14 protein-coding genes are annotated in these 16120 nt (G+C 49.2%); 7 read left to right on the forward strand and 7 right to left on the reverse strand.

Annotation, left to right across the window (positions count from 1 at the left end; all coding sequences use genetic code 11):
- Positions 1–12: 12 nt before the first annotated feature.
- A complete protein-coding gene (locus BZG20_RS11085; protein ID WP_077579029.1) occupies positions 13–1557 on the reverse strand; it encodes a response regulator in 1545 nt (514 codons plus the stop codon).
- Positions 1558–1939: 382 nt separating this feature from the next.
- Here BZG20_RS11085 and BZG20_RS11090 point away from each other — a divergent pair, with 382 nt between their 5' ends.
- The 4 genes from BZG20_RS11090 to BZG20_RS11105 all read left to right on the forward strand — a co-directional run bounded on the left by BZG20_RS11090 (position 1940) and on the right by BZG20_RS11105 (position 6039).
- Positions 1940–3823, forward strand: coding sequence for a methyl-accepting chemotaxis protein (locus BZG20_RS11090; protein WP_077579030.1), 1884 nt, complete (start codon positions 1940–1942; stop codon positions 3821–3823).
- Positions 3824–3910: 87 nt separating this feature from the next.
- Positions 3911–4204 (forward strand): DUF3955 domain-containing protein, encoded by a 294-nt coding sequence (locus BZG20_RS11095; protein WP_158010032.1) that lies wholly within the window; start codon positions 3911–3913, stop codon positions 4202–4204.
- A 50-nt stretch (positions 4205–4254) separates the two neighbouring features.
- The gene (locus tag BZG20_RS11100; protein WP_046073052.1) at positions 4255–4530 is read left to right on the forward strand and encodes a YrhK family protein; all 276 of its coding nucleotides are present in this window, start codon (positions 4255–4257) and stop codon (positions 4528–4530) included.
- 315 nt (positions 4531–4845) lie between these two features.
- Complete coding sequence (locus BZG20_RS11105; protein WP_077579031.1) at positions 4846–6039, forward strand: methyl-accepting chemotaxis protein; 1194 nt, start codon at positions 4846–4848, stop codon at positions 6037–6039.
- Positions 6040–6143: 104 nt separating this feature from the next.
- On the opposite strand, the gene BZG20_RS11110 is transcribed toward BZG20_RS11105, so the two are convergent.
- From BZG20_RS11110 to BZG20_RS11120, 3 genes are all read right to left on the reverse strand, one after another.
- On the reverse strand, positions 6144–6464 hold the full coding sequence (locus BZG20_RS11110) for an AzlD domain-containing protein (RefSeq protein WP_046073054.1): 321 nt from the start codon (positions 6462–6464) through the stop codon (positions 6144–6146).
- Entirely contained in the window at positions 6461–7183 is a 723-nt protein-coding gene (locus BZG20_RS11115) for an AzlC family ABC transporter permease (RefSeq protein WP_077579032.1), read from the reverse strand. The genes BZG20_RS11110 and BZG20_RS11115 overlap by 4 nt, the downstream gene beginning before the upstream one ends.
- Before the next feature lie 188 nt (positions 7184–7371).
- On the reverse strand, positions 7372–8385 hold the full coding sequence (locus tag BZG20_RS11120; protein WP_077579033.1) for a bZIP transcription factor: 1014 nt from the start codon (positions 8383–8385) through the stop codon (positions 7372–7374).
- 287 nt (positions 8386–8672) lie between these two features.
- Here BZG20_RS11120 and BZG20_RS11125 point away from each other — a divergent pair, with 287 nt between their 5' ends.
- The 3 genes from BZG20_RS11125 to BZG20_RS11135 all read left to right on the forward strand — a co-directional run bounded on the left by BZG20_RS11125 (position 8673) and on the right by BZG20_RS11135 (position 12606).
- Positions 8673–9878, forward strand: a complete 1206-nt coding sequence (locus BZG20_RS11125; RefSeq protein WP_077579034.1) for an MFS transporter — start codon at positions 8673–8675, stop codon at positions 9876–9878.
- Positions 9879–10156: 278 nt separating this feature from the next.
- Positions 10157–11746, forward strand: a complete 1590-nt coding sequence (locus BZG20_RS11130) for a SulP family inorganic anion transporter (RefSeq protein WP_077579035.1) — start codon at positions 10157–10159, stop codon at positions 11744–11746.
- A gap of 11 nt (positions 11747–11757) precedes the next feature.
- Entirely contained in the window at positions 11758–12606 is an 849-nt protein-coding gene (locus BZG20_RS11135; RefSeq protein WP_077579036.1) for a universal stress protein, read from the forward strand.
- 116 nt (positions 12607–12722) lie between these two features.
- Here BZG20_RS11135 and BZG20_RS11140 read toward each other — a convergent pair whose 3' ends face one another.
- From BZG20_RS11140 to BZG20_RS11150, 3 genes are all read right to left on the reverse strand, one after another.
- Entirely contained in the window at positions 12723–13271 is a 549-nt protein-coding gene (locus BZG20_RS11140) for a hypothetical protein (protein ID WP_046073060.1), read from the reverse strand.
- A gap of 133 nt (positions 13272–13404) precedes the next feature.
- Positions 13405–13905 (reverse strand): response regulator, encoded by a 501-nt coding sequence (locus BZG20_RS11145; protein ID WP_077579037.1) that lies wholly within the window; start codon positions 13903–13905, stop codon positions 13405–13407.
- Positions 13902–15857, reverse strand: coding sequence for an ATP-binding protein (locus BZG20_RS11150; RefSeq protein ID WP_198531478.1), 1956 nt, complete (start codon positions 15855–15857; stop codon positions 13902–13904). Before BZG20_RS11150 ends, BZG20_RS11145 begins: the two co-directional genes overlap by 4 nt.
- Between the last annotated feature and the right edge of the window lie 263 nt (positions 15858–16120).

The following is a 16120-nucleotide window of genomic DNA, read 5'->3' on the forward strand; positions in this document are numbered from 1 at the left end:
TCACTGTTCTACTTAATCTGGATACGCGGCGCGGATAGCAATAAAATCGTCCCAATGCTCGAGCAGTAAATCGACCAGCTTGGGCTCGAAATGCTTGCCACGTTGAGCCACGAGCTCGTGGCGGATGTCATCATCACTCCACGCTTGTTTGTACGAGCGCTTCGAACCTAGGGCATCGAATACATCTGCCAATGCTGAAATTCGACCACTGATCGGAATGGCCTCGCCGGCGAGCTGATTGGGGTAGCCTGTTCCGTCCCATTTTTCGTGATGGGTGGCTGCAATCTCTTTGGCTTCGACGATCAGGCGCCGCTTGGAGTGGCTGAGAATTTCTACCCCGTACTCGACATGCTTTTTCATCGTCTCCCATTCCTCCGCATCGAGTTTACCCGGTTTGTGTAAAATCGCGTCTGGGATAGCAACTTTACCGACATCATGGAGGGGGGAGCCATGTTTCAGCAGCATGGTTTTGTGTTCGTCCAAACCATAGAGCTGCCCTAACTTTTCACAGAATAAAGATACCCGTTGTACATGCGCTCCGGTTTCTTTACTCCTCGCTTCCACCGCGTTTGCCAAGTTGTAAACCAGTTCTTTGGAGGTCTCACGCAAATCGACCATTAAGCTTAAGTTCTCAAACGTCAGTCCAATGTTTTGCATGTAAATCTTTAGCAAGTGCTGATCGAGCTCTGATAGGGCTTTGTCATGATTGACATACAGCAAAAACTCGACATCTTCATCATCGCGGTGGAAAAGCACAAATCCGTCGTCGAATTGGAGGCTTTTCTGTGCTTCAAGCGCTTGCTTGCAACGGTTTGAAACATTGCTAGGGAGTTTATCAAAGGCGCATTCGGTGTAGCAGTTTACATACTCCCCGGTCGCCGCCAGGGTGAGTGCGCGGGATTCTTCTGCTCCCGGGCGAGGTTGAACCACACAATAAAACGCAGAGTCGTGGATATAGAGAAGGGATGTGAGTTGCTCGAGCACCGCGGTGGCGTAGTGTTGAAGATTGGTGGTGTTTTGCACGTTGGCCGATGCTTCAATCACACGCCGCAACCCTTCTTTCTGCTCTTCAATCATGCAGAGGTCGCGGTAAGAACGTAGCATTGAATATAGTAGAGTTTTGAGTTTTTGTGTGGTGAGCTCCGTTTTCTCTTTGTAGTCGTCAATATCATATTCACGGATCACCCGATCTTCCGGTGCTTGTCCGGCTTGTCCGGTGCGCAATACTAGGCGGATCAGGTGGTTATTCATTTCATCTCGAATATGCCGTACCAAATCCAAACCTGCGTGCTCGGTTTCCATTACCACATCAACGAGTGCCAACGCGATATCTGACTCTTTCTCCAACACTTCTCGCGCTTCCTGCCCAGAGAGGGCAGACAATATCTCTAAAGGGCGTCCTTGAAACGTGAATCCCGTTAGCGCGAGCCGTGTTACCTCATGCATCAGATCATCGTCATCAATCAGCAGTATCCGCCATGGCGCTGCATCAGATGCTGAATTGGTCTCATTAGACTTGGGAGATGCGCCGTCACGTTGATCTGCAAACAAGTCCATTCACTTCGCCCCTATTCGCGTTTATCTCAGTTAGTTAAAGCGTAGTTTAGGACTTTCAAAGTTGCGAGGAGGGGGCGAGTGATTGATACTTAAGTCACTTTCCTTGGTTTTGGGTTTGTTACATTTCTCTGATCTGGCGCAGTATGTGTGCTAATTGGGCTGCTAGCCTTGGAATAGACAAGCGATGGTCTCGAGGCTTGAAACCAGGTATGTTGCATGAAATTGGTCAATTTATCGCCTTCTGACAACAGCTTGAGTAATTGTCTTGCACCATTGTTGTGATATACCTATCAGTTGTATGGCGCTTATTTTGCGGGTGGCAAATAACGCTGTTTTACTAAAAATCATTATTAAAACATTATGACAAACGAACAAGGCCGTTATGTTTAAAAAACTCTCCCTCAAACACAAGCTCGCGCTGTCGGCAAGTGTAGCCATCATTATCGGTGGTTTGCTCGTTGAAGCGTTATCGTTTCGCGCATCACTTTCCCGGTTGGACACCGAAGTGGCACAGCGATTGGAAAGTACCACTGCATCATACAATCAATATGTCTCTGATTGGGTCGCGTCAAAAGAGCGTGCGATGACCTCACTAACCAGTGAGGCCGATGAGAACAATATGGTCACTCACCTCAAGCAAGTACGTGATGCAGGTGGCTTTGACAATGTTTTTCTTGCCTACCCAGATGGCAGTCAGGATAACGCAAACGGTGTTGTGCTACCGCCGGGTAATGACGATCCGCGCAAGTGGGGTTGGTATATCAACGCCAAAGCGGACTCGTCGAGTGTGTTTATGGATAATCCTACGGTTGCTGCGGCAACCGGCGCCAATGTGGTGTCGTTAGGTAAAGCGCTCCAGTTCAACGGCGATACCTTGGTGCTTGGGGCGGATGTTGAAATTGGCGACATTATCGAAGGTCTCGAGAAGGTGATCTTGCCAGGTAATGGCTATATGTTTATCGCCAACAGCGAAGGCAATATTTTTACTCACGCCAATACCGAGCTACTTAACGAGCCAATTAACCAGCTAGGCTTGTCTTTCAGCACGGTGAAGTCTGCCATGAATTCGGGTGAGAGTGTGATGGCCGACGTCGGCGGGGCAGAAAGTGTGGTATATGCCAAACCTATTAAAGATACCGGATTAATCACTGTCACCGTTATTAACTATGACTCCTTAGTCGCGCCACTGTTTGATGCGGTGTGGGGGCAAATTGCAGTAACAATTGCCGTGGTGATTGCGTGTACGCTGCTCTTTAATCTACTGGTGAATATTCTATTTAGACCGCTGACTAATGTCTCTAATGCCCTCGAGCAAATCGCTCATGGTAGTGGCGATCTCACTCAACGTATTGACGTTGAAAGTGAAGATGAAGTGGGGCAACTGGCGAAAAACTTCAACACCTTTGTTGGCAGTATGCATCAGTTGATTAGCCACATTCGCGAGCAAGCACAACAGCTGACATCACAATCGGATAGCAGTACGGAACGTGCGCGCCGCAACGTGGATGATATTAATCAGCAGCAGCAAGAAGTGACCATGGTAGCAACCGCCGTCACCGAGTTGGCGTCTGCGACACAAGAGATCGCCTCTCATGCTGAACATACCGCGAATACGGCGCAAGAATCGACCGCTAGTACCGATAACGGACGTGCGGTGGTCGAAAATACCAAAACATCGATCACCCGTTTGTCGGATGAGCTGAAACAGGCTAGCACTATCGTTGCCGAGCTAGATAAGCACTCGCAGGAGATTTCGACGGTACTATCGACGATTCAAGGAATTGCTGAGCAAACCAACTTACTTGCGCTAAACGCAGCCATTGAGGCAGCCCGCGCAGGTGAGCAAGGACGAGGCTTTGCCGTGGTCGCGGATGAGGTACGTATTTTGTCGCAGCGAACGCATGCCTCGACAGAAGAAATTAAATCCACGATTGAGACGTTGCAAACGACGACGGCAAGCGCGGTATCGACCATGGAGAGCAGCTCAGCGTTGGCAGGTGATTCTGTTTCTGATGTGGATAAAGCCACTGCCGCGTTGAGTGAAATTGATGCAGCGGTCAATCAGATCAGTGATATGGCGACGCAGATCGCGACAGCGGCAGAAGAGCAAACCCATGTGACGAGTGAGATCACACAAAACATCACATCCATCAAAGATGTCTCTGAGCACCTTGTAAGCAGTGCCAACGATACCTCGCAAGAGGCGGACAACCTGCGTAACCAAGCGACACAGCTGAGCGACAAGGTGTCGACATACAAGCTTTGAAGGGCGCACAACCAACACGCTAAATGAATCGGCCGCTACCTACGCATCATGCAAGGTAGCGGTTTTTTTGAAAAAAATGTGAGAGACATGGAACTTTTAGTGTTGTGGTCAGTCTCAGAGAGTACTGAAGCAACGAATATAGGTTTTATGTTAACCCTACTGCGACATTTTCGTACCTCGTTTATCCTCTTCCTCATCGGCACGGGTTGCCTGCTCGCCTTCAACCTTTCCACGCCACATGTTGCTGCTAACGGCAGTCTCAACGAACCTTTCGCATTCATCCCGCTAGCTTGGTTGTTTTTAGGATTGAGTGCGGTCACGTTTGTGGTCAACATGGTGAGAACCATGCTGGGCATTAAACGGCAACACCTTGATTGTTAATGCCATGATTTGGCTATTCATTGTTAATACCAAGGTCCAGAGGAGGCAAGATGATACAGCGCAATGGCCCTGAGCTGGATATTGATATTGGTAATAAGCACTTAGTGATCCAGCGTCGCTATGAAGCGTTGGGGGCATTTAATGATTTGCTCATTGCGATTTGGTTTTTGATCGGTAGCTTCTTTTTTCTCAACGATGCGTTAATGGAAAGCGGGACTTGGCTGTTTATCGTAGGGAGTGCGCAACTGTTACTCAAACCGAGTATCAAATTGATGGGCCTAGTCCATGTTTCTCGCGTACAACAAAGGGCGCAGGAAACGGCATAACCCACTGTTATTCAATGAATTAGCAAATTGCAACGCATTACCGCTATTTTAAGTGGTTATTTTAAAAGCAGCTTTACGGGTAACCTTCCCTTGGACTGCTTTTTTGTGCGAATTGCAATAGCGGGACAAGCGTTGGCCTACGACTTTATTCATCCTATCGTACTAGTTAAATATCTCATTTTCCAAACCGTTGATCTAAAAGCGTAATTGGCTACCTGCCTAACTTTCTCCCGCCGTGACGAATACTTGGCACTTATCTTGATTTCTGTCTGCAATGCTGGGCGTGCCTCAGCTAAAATCACAGGAGGATAAGCAATGCCAAAGGTATCGATTCGTGCGGTGACAATTGGGAGTTATGTCATCATGGTGGGGTTTACTGCCTCACTAATTATCCACTTGCCCTGGCTTAACGAGTACGTAGTGCTGGGGTTAAATGTATTGGTTGCAGGCTCGGCGGCTGTTTTTATTGACCGACGTTTTAAAGCTGGGCTTACAAAAGTGAATCGCTTCGCTAAGTCGTTAGCGCGAGGTGACTTAACGGCGGCGATTGATACGCGAGACGGTGATGAGTTTGCGGAGGTGGCCACCTCGCTTAACCATGCGGTTGAAAAGCTGCGCCGCACGGTACGCAATATTGAGAAAGCCGCCGATACCTTGGATAGCTTTACCGATGCCTCGGAAAAACGTGCGAAGAAAGGCGCTGCAATTAATGACGCGCAGAGCGAGAAAATAGACAGTATTGCCACCGCCATCGAAGAGATGACCACCACGGTGGGTTCGCTCTCTGAAGATGTTCAAGCCATATCGGAAGAAGCGGGCAAGATTGATTCGAGCTCGCGTCAGTCGCAACAAGAGCTTACCGATATGATGAGTGAGCTCGATGAGCTAGTGTCGGCGATTAAAGTGTCAGCCGAGATGTTTGACAAAGTTGAGCACAGTGCGAGTCAAATTGAGCATTTTCTCTCGGTGATCACCGATGTGGCTAAGCAGACGAACTTGTTGGCGTTAAATGCCGCAATCGAAGCGGCGCGTGCGGGCGAGCAAGGACGAGGCTTTGCCGTGGTTGCCGATGAAGTACGTCAACTGGCGAGCCGGACACAAGCGTCGGCGAGTGAGATCAATGATATGACCAAAGAGTTGTTCCGGAGTCTCAAGCAATCATCAGAGCTATCGGATCGCACCGAGAAGCTGGCGCAAAGTGCCTCATCTCAAGCCTCTGATACGTCCCAGTCGATTGAGGGGGTACTTGATAACTTTTCTACTATCAGTGATCGCATCAATTCCTTAGCCAGTGCGATTGAACAGCAAAGAACGGTGTCGACCGATATTGCCGCAAACATCAACCGTTTGACCGAATCTGGCGCGGAGGCAGCGGAAATATCGGAAGAAAACAAACAAGATATGGTGAAAATTAGCGACTTGTCAGAGTCTTTAAACCAAGATCTTGATGAATTGCAGCTGCGCAGTAAAAAGCCTGTCCTCGAGGCGGAAAAACAGCATGTGTCGTGATAAGAACGGGTGACTGAGACAACCACCAAATAAATTAAAGAGGTAGGGTGATGACCCTGCCTCTTGCTATAGTGGCATCGCACTGACTGGCTTATCGTCGTTATTTATCCCAGGACCCAAAGCTGAAGGGTAACGAAAAAACCAATCGATAGCCCGACCACTAATAAGGTCGATAGACGGGTACAGGCTAAACCGATAGCGACCAAGGCGCCGAGTAAATAAGGATTGGTGGTAGAGATAGCCAGCTGATCCTCGGGAAAGAAGACAATCGGTACCCATAGCGCGGTCAGGACCGCCGGTGCAGAGTAGGTCAGGAGTCGTTGCAATCGCGGCCCAATGCGCACAGGGATACTCCGTGCCAGTAGCAGATAACGCACCGAGAAGGTGATCAGCGCCATGGCGACGATGATTAACCAATAACTCATGTTGACGCCCTCCTTGTCGGTAACGATTCAGCCATTAGCCCCGCGACCATACCTACGCCGGTTGCAATGATTAACGCATTGGGGATGTGGTAATAGGTGAATAGCAGCATACTGACACCGCTTGCCAAGGCACAAAGCAGTACGGGGCGGGTTTTTATACTGGGCACGGTCAGTGCGATAAAGGTGGCTGCAATGGCAAAGTCGAGGCCGATCGCTTCCAAGGCTTTCAGCTGAGAACCAGCTAGAATCCCCGCCAAGGTGGCAAGATTCCAACCAACGTAAAACGCGGCGCCCGTATACAGGGCATAGTGTTTAGAAAATCTTCCCTGCTTGCTGGTGTGTGCGGTTGAAAGCGCATACATTTCATCGGTCAGTAAAAAGCCGAGGCCGAGACGCCATTTAAGTGGCAAGGGAGTGATGTACTGTCGAAAGTGAGCACCATAGAGAAGGTGCCGTGCGCTAATCACCAGTGTGGAACTGAGTACCGCTGGTAAGCCCGCCGCATTGCCCACCATCATGGTGCCCGACAATTGCACCGCCCCGGCAAAAACCAGTAATGACATGGCTTGTGTTTGCAGTGCACTGAATCCCATTTGTAGCCCTAATGAACCGCAGAGTATCCCCCAAGGCAGGACGGCGAGGCACAACGGACTGACATCGCCTAATGCGCGCCATACTGATGCCTCAGGCGCATGCACCTCTTGTGCAGCCTTATGCATAGATCACCTTTTTGTTGTATTTGCTTGGTTATAAATTGTTTTTATCGGTAAGGTGCTAAAAGGTCAGGTAACGTACTGATTAACAAACTTACAAGATGTTTGTACCACATCGCTACGCAGTCGCAAAGAACGGGATAGTTAAGTGGGCTTCCCGCCATGATACTCAGCGGTATATTGATGCTGGTGGTTTAACCCACCCAGTGATAATGGTGGTTCGGCTTTTTGGCCACCAATCCCTGCTGTTGTAAGTGGGTAAATAGGGTATCGACGGCCTCTTGGCTGAGTGCATATTCCGCCATCACGGCTTTTTTGCTACAACGTAGCGTTTTGGCGGCTAGCGCGGCTTTGATATCTGCATAAGGCGCATCCGTATCCTCGTGAGGAGACGCTGAATCCGGCGTGGTGGATTCCGTGTTGATATCATTGGCACGAGGAGAGGCCTTGTTGTTCAAAGGCGTAGGGGGCGTGGCATGTGGGTGACGATACCAATGGCGGAAACGCTGCTCTTCACCAATCACGCCGACAAAGAAAGCGGCGAACACATCGAGCAACACAGAGAGAAAAATCACCAGCCAAGATTGGGCTTGATCGGCGCTGACGCCTAATGTGTTAGCAAGGTTGCTAATCAATCCCAAGATGGACCCCTGTGCCACCGCGGGTAAACTATCGCGCTCTAACGCGAGTTGCTGTTGCTCTTTGCGTAATTGGTTGTTTTCTTTTTGTAATCGCGCCACGCCAGTCGCAATTCTATCCAATTCGATATAACGCTCGGCAGCTTGATTATTCAAGGTGATTTGTTGCTCGATAGCATCGATTTGTCGGTTATAAGCGTCAATCTGCGCTTGGGCTTGGCGCTGCTCACTTTGCGCGGCATTGGTGGCACTATTGATGCCGCCAATACTGCCGCCAATCGAGATTAAGGCCAAAATGAGATAAAAAGCCAAGGCTGATAGGGCACCCACATAGTTGCCGTGCGCTCGGCGCTCGCCAAACTCGTACCATGCGTAAAACTTACCCGCTTCAAAAATCACTGCCAGTGCCCCGAACAACCATTGCATAAGCGGGTTGTCGTCAAGGGATAAGAAAAGCAGCAGGGAAAAAATGGTAGAAGCCACAATGGCGGCACCGGTAAAGCTGTACACACTCAACATGGCGAATCGCCCTTTGGGGAAGCGTAACGCCATCTTGGTTGGTGCTGACATGACTGGATTCATATTGTTGTTATTGTCTGTGATATTGAGAGGGCGCAAAGCCTAGCGCATCTCAGCCCGTTTGTGTGTCAGTAAGCGGTAAAACATGAATAAGCGATTGATTCATCGCCAACATGGATTAAAAGGCATCACAAAACCGACGTAAGCAGGTCGGGTTTCATTTCTTCTTCCGTGCAGGCATGTCATAGTCAGCTTTCACCTCATGCATTAAGTAAACCCTTGAAGGCGTGTTGATATATGACGTTTCAAAATGAAATGACAGGGGGCAATGGAGGCGTATGCTAGCGCGATCGTATGTGACATTAATCAGGCACCAATGGCCGTTAATTGCTTTTGGCTTTCTATCGATCTTTTTTGGCAACATTGGTCAATCGTTTTTCATCAGTTGGTATGGCAGCAGTATTAAAGATGCGCTGTTGTTGAGTGATGCAACCTACGGCGGGATTTACGCCATTGCGACCATGACCAGCAGCGTGTTGGTGATTAGCTTTGGTGGTGTGGTGGATCGGGTGCGGGTCGACAAACTACTGATCTTTTTTGCCACGTTACTGATGGTTGCGTGTGCGTTGATGTATTCCGTTGATAGTGTGGTGGGCTTGCTGCTGGTTTTCTTCTTACTGCGTTTTTGTGGACAAGGTTTTTTGCCTCACATCGCGCAGGCCACTGTGATTAAGCGTGCACAGCAGGATAAAGGCAAAGCCATTAGCTTGGTCGGCAGTGGTGTTGCCATTGGCGAGGTGGTTTTACCCTCAATTGTCATTGGCTTAATCGCGTTTTTGGGCTGGCGAGAAAGCTGGTTATTCATTGGTGCCACCCTGTTAGTGGTGTTTTTACCACTGGTGTTATGGCTAGTCAGAAAAGCAGACCTTAAGCGGACCCGTATTGACGCAGATAATCAAAACCACGCCAGCGATGCGAGTCGGCGTCAAGTTGTTCGCGACTGGCGGTTTTGGATGATCATACCGATAGCTTTGGTGACGCCGTTTCTGGTGACCGGCGTCTTTATCCAACAGGACTTTATCCTGGAAGCGAAAAGGTGGACGCCGGGCGTATTAGCGGGCAGTTTCGTATTTTACGGGGCCGTGCATTGGCTAAGCTCAGTGATATCAGGCAGCTTGATTGATAAATATCGTTCGCGAAATGTACTTATCTTAATTCCCATTCCACTGCTAATTGGGCTAATGGTGATAGCTAACATTGATCATACCCTTGCGGCACCGCTTTTTATGTGCCTTTTCGGTTTAGCGATTGGTGCAACCAATCCTGTGATTAATACCTTATGGGCGGAAATGTATGGGGTCTCGCATATTGGTGCCATTCGGTCTTTGGTGACTGGCATGATGATCCTCTCCACCGCATTGGCACCTTGGGTGTTCGGTATCGTTATCGATATTGGCTGGACGCTTAACCAACTGATTTATGCACTCATTGGATTGATTCTTTCCTTTACCGTGCTGTTGGTGCCTGTGTATCCACGTATATAAGATACAGCGCTAACCCTAATGTGCGAAAGCCAACCTTGCCTGATGGTAAAAATAAGCGAAAAAGGGGGTTGGAGAAAAGAATGAAATAAATCTGCGCTAAAAATATTACAATTACAAATTAAGCGCCTGATTTATAAAAATTAAGTCGTTATTGGACAAAAAAAGGGGAGTTGACGCTTGGTCAATAAGTGACTAGGATCACGCGTTTTGATTTTCAGGTGAAATCAGGCCTGAAATGAGCGCAACACCTTTTTTAACCCAATTTTGTAGAGACGTTCATGATAGATAGAATTCAGCGTGATTGGTTCTCCAATGTACGTGGCGATATTCTTGCGGGTATCGTTGTGGCATTGGCCTTGATCCCAGAAGCGATTGCCTTCTCGATTATTGCCGGTGTGGATCCGAAAGTCGGGCTTTACGCCTCCTTCAGTATCGCAGTGATCATTGCCTTTGTGGGTGGCCGTCCAGGCATGATTTCCGCCGCAACGGGTGCGATGGCGCTGTTGATGGTGACCTTAGTGAAAGAGCATGGGCTTGAGTACCTATTGGCGGCCACTGTGCTAACCGGGATACTGCAAATAGCGGCCGGTTATTTAAAACTCGGTAACCTGATGCGTTTTGTTTCTCGCTCAGTGGTAACCGGGTTTGTCAACGCGCTCGCGATCCTGATCTTTATGGCGCAGTTGCCAGAGCTCATTGGTCCGGAAATCATCCAGGGTCTAAAGGTGACATGGGAAGCGCTCGCGGTGACCGATTCTGGTATTGGACTTTACTATCCACAAATCACTCTTATGGGCGAGATTATGTGGCATGTGTATCCAATGACGGCCGCCGGTTTGGCGATCATCTATCTTTTCCCTCACATTCCTCGTATTGGTAAAATGGTGCCATCACCTTTGATGTGTATTCTTATCCTAACCGGTATTGCAATGGCGTATAACCTCGACTTGCGTACCGTGGGTGACATGGGTGAACTGCCTGATACCTTGCCAGTGTTCTTATGGCCGGATGTGCCGCTAAACGTTGAAACCCTGGCGATTATCTTCCCTTATTCTGCGGCACTGGCTGTGGTGGGTTTGCTTGAGTCGATGATGACCGCCACCATCGTCGATGATTTGACCGACACAGACAGTGAGAAAAACCGTGAATGTAAAGGTCAAGGTGTTGCCAATATCGCCACCGGTTTCTTGGGCGGTATGGCCGGTTGTGCGATGATTGGTCAGTCGGTCATTAACATTAAATCCGGTGGACGTGGACGTCTTTCTACCTTGTTCGCCGGTGTGCTATTGCTGATTATGGTGGTGTTCCTCAGTGATTGGATCAGCCAAATCCCGATGGCCGCACTGGTGGCGGTAATGATCATGGTGTCTATCGGTACCTTCTCTTGGGAGTCAGTGGTTAACCTGAAATCACACCCACTATCGACTAATATCGTGATGGTCTCGACCGTGGTGGTCGTGGTCTTCACCCACAACCTCGCGATCGGTGTATTGGTTGGGGTGCTACTGGCAGCCTTGTTCTTTGCCAATAAAATTGGTCGCTTTATGGTGGTTAAAAGCGAGCCTGAAGACAATGGCGATGCGCGTACTTATCGTGTTGTTGGCCAAGTCTTTTTTGCCTCGTCAGATCAATTTTTATCATCGTTTGACTTCAAAGAGGCGTTGGAGCGTGTCACCATCGATCTCTCGGCAGCGCACTTCTGGGATATCACCTCCGTGTCTGTGCTTGATAAGGTGGTCATTAAGTTCCGCCGTGAGGGTACCGAGGTGAATATCGTGGGAATGAATGATGCCACGGCGACCATTGTCGATAAGTTCGGCGTGCACGATAAACCAGAAGAAGTAGAAAAAATGATGGGTGGCCACTAAGGAGACCGACCATGGAACAAATTACCGCGTGCGTAGATGGCCCGCATTATTCAAAGCAAGTGGCAGATTTGAGCGTTTGGGCTGCCAAGCGCTTGTCTGTCCCTTTGACACTTTTGCATGTGCTGGATAAGTCCTCACACCAAGCGGAGCCTGAACTATCAGGCAACTTGGGCGTGGGTAGCCGTGAACAACTGCTACAAGAGCTGGTGGAGCTGGATGAGCAGCGCGCCAAGCTAGCCATGAAGCACGGCAAAGCCTTGCTGTCTGAGCTGGAAGAAGACGCTAAAGCCAAAGGGCTGAGCGATGTGCGCAAGTTGCAGCGCCATGGCAATTTGGTGGAGACCTTACTGGATATCGAGCCACAGACGCGGGTATTAGTATTAGGTAAATCAGGTGAACTACACCAAAACGACACCAAGGCGATTGGTTCGCAGCTTGAAAGCGTGGTGCGCTCGATTAAAGCGCATACCTTGGTTGCTAACGGTGAGTTTTCAACACCTGAAAGCTACTTATTAGCATTCGATGGCAGCGATATCAGCGAAAAGCTAGTGGAAAAAGCACTGAGCACACCGCTGTTGGCAGGGATGACCTGTCATTTAGTGATGGTGGAAGACTCGCAAGAAAAGCTGGCAGCGTTTAAACGCGCGGCAGAGCGCTTGAAAACGGCGGGTGTCGATGTGGTTGAGGCTCAGTTAACCGGTGACGTGCACCGCGCGATTTTAGCGTATCAAACTGATAATCAAGTGGGCATGATCGTGATGGGCGCCTACGGGCACTCAAAACTGCGTCAATTCTTTGTGGGGAGCAATACCACTAAGTTGTTGGTTGAATCGACCGTGCCTATGCTATTGATCCGTTAGTTGTGCATGAGTGCATACATAAAAACCCGCAGCGATGCGGGTTTTTTTGATCTGACTTTCAACGTCTGGCGGCAATACGCCATTGCTTGATGGCAATGCATTACCGAGTGGACTTATCAGTATTTAAAACGCGTGGTAAACATAAACTGATCGCCGTACCACTCGTTAACACGGTAGGCTGCACCGAGTGAGAATAGCTCAGTGGCATGGAATCGCCCGTAGGCAGATCCAAAGGTATCTTCTTCATCATCCACTGTTAGCAGGCCGATTTCGCCGCCAACTTCAACTTGTGGCCCAAGCCACTGACGCACGCCTAAGTTGACCTCTAAGCCGACATCACTATCAAAGTTGTCTTTGTTGACGCCACGCGCGAGTAGCTCACCGGTTAAGTCTGCCCAGTTGTTAATCGGCGCATGAAAGCCAATCCCAGCAGCCGTGTCCCAATCGGAATCAAATTCGGTATCCGCTTCTACGCGTACGTGCGCGTTGGGATGGATAGACATGCTAAATCCTGCACCATAGGTGAGTGGGCTAACACCGATGCGTCCTTCCAGATAGTCGTAACTGAAGTTACTCATGGTGGTGAGGTTGGCGTCTTCTTCATTGGCCACGGCGCTGAATGAAGCCAAAGCGACAATCGCGCTGGCTAAAAGAGATTTACGCATTATCAATTCCACTTGTTATTGGTGTTCAAATCATTCTATAAGACGATTGCGCGCAGAAACAAGCACATCCGCCCGTGAGTCAGGCTTTTTTACCGATTTTTGACCTATCGACGTGTACGAACTGGTTTGAGAGCTATTCTGAGCCCATATCCCATTTGTTGCGGTTGATGGCTTCTACAATCCTAGGGGTGTCCAGTACACTGGTCCACGGCAATAAATTGGCTTCGTGCGCGATGACATAGCTGGTGAGCTGATCGGTGACGACACTGACCAAGGTCTCTTTTTGCCAAGGTTTGGCAAGGTAATAGTGTAAACTGGCGTGATTAACCGCAGAGACCGTATCTTCTAAGCCTGCTTGGCCGGTCAGTAACACTTTGCGCGTCGACGCTGTCTCTGGCTGATTGGCTAACTCAATCAAAAATTCCACCCCGAGCTCGCCGGGCATAATATGATCACACAGAATCAATGCCAGCTTGGTACCTTCTGTGGCCATGTCCGCAATCACTTCTCGTGCTTCTGCGACTGACTCTGCCGCTTCCACCTCGAAGTGATCGGTAAAGCCTTGCAAGTCATCGATCACGCTATCGAGCACATCACGCTCATCATCGACACATAGGACTAAGTATTGGCTCATCGTTGGGGCTCCTTACTGGCAGAGGCGGGGAGTTCAATAGGTAACGTCACTGTCATTGTGGTACCGACAGCTGGCTGCGAGTGTACCTGAATATCGCCCCCTTGCTCATGGATAATGGTTTGGCACATGGTCAGGCCAATACCTAGACCAAAATGACCTTCGCGTTTGGTGGTGTAATTTAACGCAAACATTTTTGCTTGCTGCTCAGGGGTCATGCCTATACCGGTATCACTGACCGACACTTCTATCGTGCCAGAGGCTTGGTCATTGAGTGTTTTTACTGTCACTGTCAGTGTGCCTGGCGTTTGCATCGCATCTAAGGCATTGGCAATGAGGTTTGTCCATACCTGCGCTAAGGCCGAGGGCTGAGCAATAATATCGGGCACCCAGTCGTAGCGTTTTTCCAATTGATGAGGCTTGAGTCGATGCTCAAATAAGGTAAGGGTATCATCAATGTTTTCAATAATACGGGTGCGTTGGCGTTGTTCGCTGTCTTGACGGGCATAGGTGCGTAAGCTTTTGACGAGATCGGCAATACGCGCCGCGCAGACATGATTAGAGCGCAATAACCGCCCACAGCGGGCGTATTGCTTCCAGGTAGCAAGTTCGTGATTAAAGCCCTCACCCAGACGTTGTTGCCACTCTTTGATGTTTTCAGGCTGATACAACCCAATGTTGACTAAATCGCGCGCGATCCGTTTATCCCCGGTAAGGTCGCTTAGGGTGCGGGTATAGGTTCGAGCCGTGGCGGTTGATAGGGGGGAACTCTCGCGGTTTGTCTGTAAAAGCGACAGGGCTTGTTCGCGGCTGGCTGAGGTCAACGGGGTTTTTGCCACTTCCTCTAGGGCGTCTGCAAGTGCGTCACTGTTGCGTAAAATCGCTGACACTGGATTATTGAGTTCGTGAGCGACGCCCGCCACGAGTTGCCCCAGTAGTGCCATTTTTTCTTTTTCTAATAACTGGCGGTTAGCTTCGTCCAGTGAGGCGAGCGTTTGCTGCAGCTGGATTTCGGTATCGATACTGCGCTTTAAGCGTTGGTTAAAGTGCAGCAACAGGTATTGAATAAACAATGGCAGCAGCTCAGAGCGGCTGGTCATTATTTTGCTAAATAACGCATGATCGATTTTGATCACCTGCGTCCGAGTGAGGGTGCGCCCCGTAGAGAAAGAAACGTCTCCCGTCACGAACGACATACTGCCAATCAAGCTGCCGGAAGAAAGGGTGGAAACATGGTGCTCTTGCCCTTCGTCATCTGTTTTATACAGCCCAACGTCACCGTCGGTGATAAACCACAAAAATGCATTATCTTGATTTTCTTTGGTAAGCACATGGTTGGCACTGTAGGTGCGGCACGCACGGCTTTCATCGTTGCCTTCAAAAAACGCATACAAACCGGCAATGACGCGATCGGCGACCGCTGCTTTGTCGGTCTCGCCTGGCGCTAACAATTGCGCTTGAAATTGACTTATCTCGCGCTCAACTTGGGCATCTAATAAGGTGCGGTGATCTAACACTTCGGTGTAACGCAGTAAATCATGTTGGCAATAGCGCAACACGTAGGTAGTGAGTTCTTTTTCGGCAACACGCTGCATCTCCTCGGCTCGCCAAGGCTTGTGCATACAATAATTGAGTCGGCCTTCATTCACCGCCTGCAAAATAATATCGTATTGCGGTGCCTCACTGAGCAAAACAGTCCGTGCGCCTTGACTGGCAGAGTGGTTGTCGACATTGACTAATAGATCGATACCGCGATTATCGTCCGACCCGTTATGGCAGATCAGTAATGCCACCTGTTGCTCGTTAGCCTTAAAGTCGTCGAGCATGGTATAGGCGTCGTCTGGGGTCTCTGCACTGCAAAGATCAAACACATCACGAAACGGCGCGAGGTCGTGAGACAACTGCTCTACCACGAAAGGGTCTTGGTCAATGCACAATATAACGTAGGGATTCATACACTCTGTCGATCTATTGCAAATATGCTTTGATTGTATGCATTTATCCGCGGCAATGATGCGAAATGGTCGACATTCACGAATAAATACACCGTATTCTGCATGGCGGTACTGTGATACACGCCCTTGCCTCATTAGTGAGAAAGTTCCTTCTTATTATCCATTGTCTATTGACCTGTGCGATGGCTTCCATAACAGTTTGCCTTCACAGTATAACGCGTTATCTTCAGCGCCTAATTTTAGTTACACTATGATTTTTCGCA

Source organism: Salinivibrio sp. IB868 (assembly GCF_001995655.1).
In the GTDB taxonomy this organism is placed as follows: domain Bacteria; phylum Pseudomonadota; class Gammaproteobacteria; order Enterobacterales; family Vibrionaceae; genus Salinivibrio; species Salinivibrio siamensis.

Excerpts from the sequence above, each read along its gene's own strand:
- BZG20_RS11125 (WP_077579034.1), top strand. The coding sequence starts at position 8,673 with ATGCTAGCGCGATCGTATGTGACATTAATCAGGCACCAATGGCCGTTA.
- BZG20_RS11150 (WP_198531478.1), bottom strand. The coding sequence starts at position 15,857 with ATGAATCCCTACGTTATATTGTGCATTGACCAAGACCCTTTCGTGGTA.
- BZG20_RS11115 (WP_077579032.1), bottom strand. The coding sequence starts at position 7,183 with ATGCATAAGGCTGCACAAGAGGTGCATGCGCCTGAGGCATCAGTATGG.
- BZG20_RS11085 (WP_077579029.1), bottom strand. The coding sequence starts at position 1,557 with ATGGACTTGTTTGCAGATCAACGTGACGGCGCATCTCCCAAGTCTAAT.
- BZG20_RS11090 (WP_077579030.1), top strand. The coding sequence starts at position 1,940 with ATGTTTAAAAAACTCTCCCTCAAACACAAGCTCGCGCTGTCGGCAAGT.
- BZG20_RS11140 (WP_046073060.1), bottom strand. The coding sequence starts at position 13,271 with ATGCGTAAATCTCTTTTAGCCAGCGCGATTGTCGCTTTGGCTTCATTC.
- BZG20_RS11100 (WP_046073052.1), top strand. The coding sequence starts at position 4,255 with ATGATACAGCGCAATGGCCCTGAGCTGGATATTGATATTGGTAATAAG.
- BZG20_RS11095 (WP_158010032.1), top strand. The coding sequence starts at position 3,911 with ATGGAACTTTTAGTGTTGTGGTCAGTCTCAGAGAGTACTGAAGCAACG.
- BZG20_RS11135 (WP_077579036.1), top strand. The coding sequence starts at position 11,758 with ATGGAACAAATTACCGCGTGCGTAGATGGCCCGCATTATTCAAAGCAA.
- BZG20_RS11130 (WP_077579035.1), top strand. The coding sequence starts at position 10,157 with ATGATAGATAGAATTCAGCGTGATTGGTTCTCCAATGTACGTGGCGAT.
- BZG20_RS11145 (WP_077579037.1), bottom strand. The coding sequence starts at position 13,905 with ATGAGCCAATACTTAGTCCTATGTGTCGATGATGAGCGTGATGTGCTC.
- BZG20_RS11110 (WP_046073054.1), bottom strand. The coding sequence starts at position 6,464 with ATGAGTTATTGGTTAATCATCGTCGCCATGGCGCTGATCACCTTCTCG.
- BZG20_RS11105 (WP_077579031.1), top strand. The coding sequence starts at position 4,846 with ATGCCAAAGGTATCGATTCGTGCGGTGACAATTGGGAGTTATGTCATC.
- BZG20_RS11120 (WP_077579033.1), bottom strand. The coding sequence starts at position 8,385 with ATGTCAGCACCAACCAAGATGGCGTTACGCTTCCCCAAAGGGCGATTC.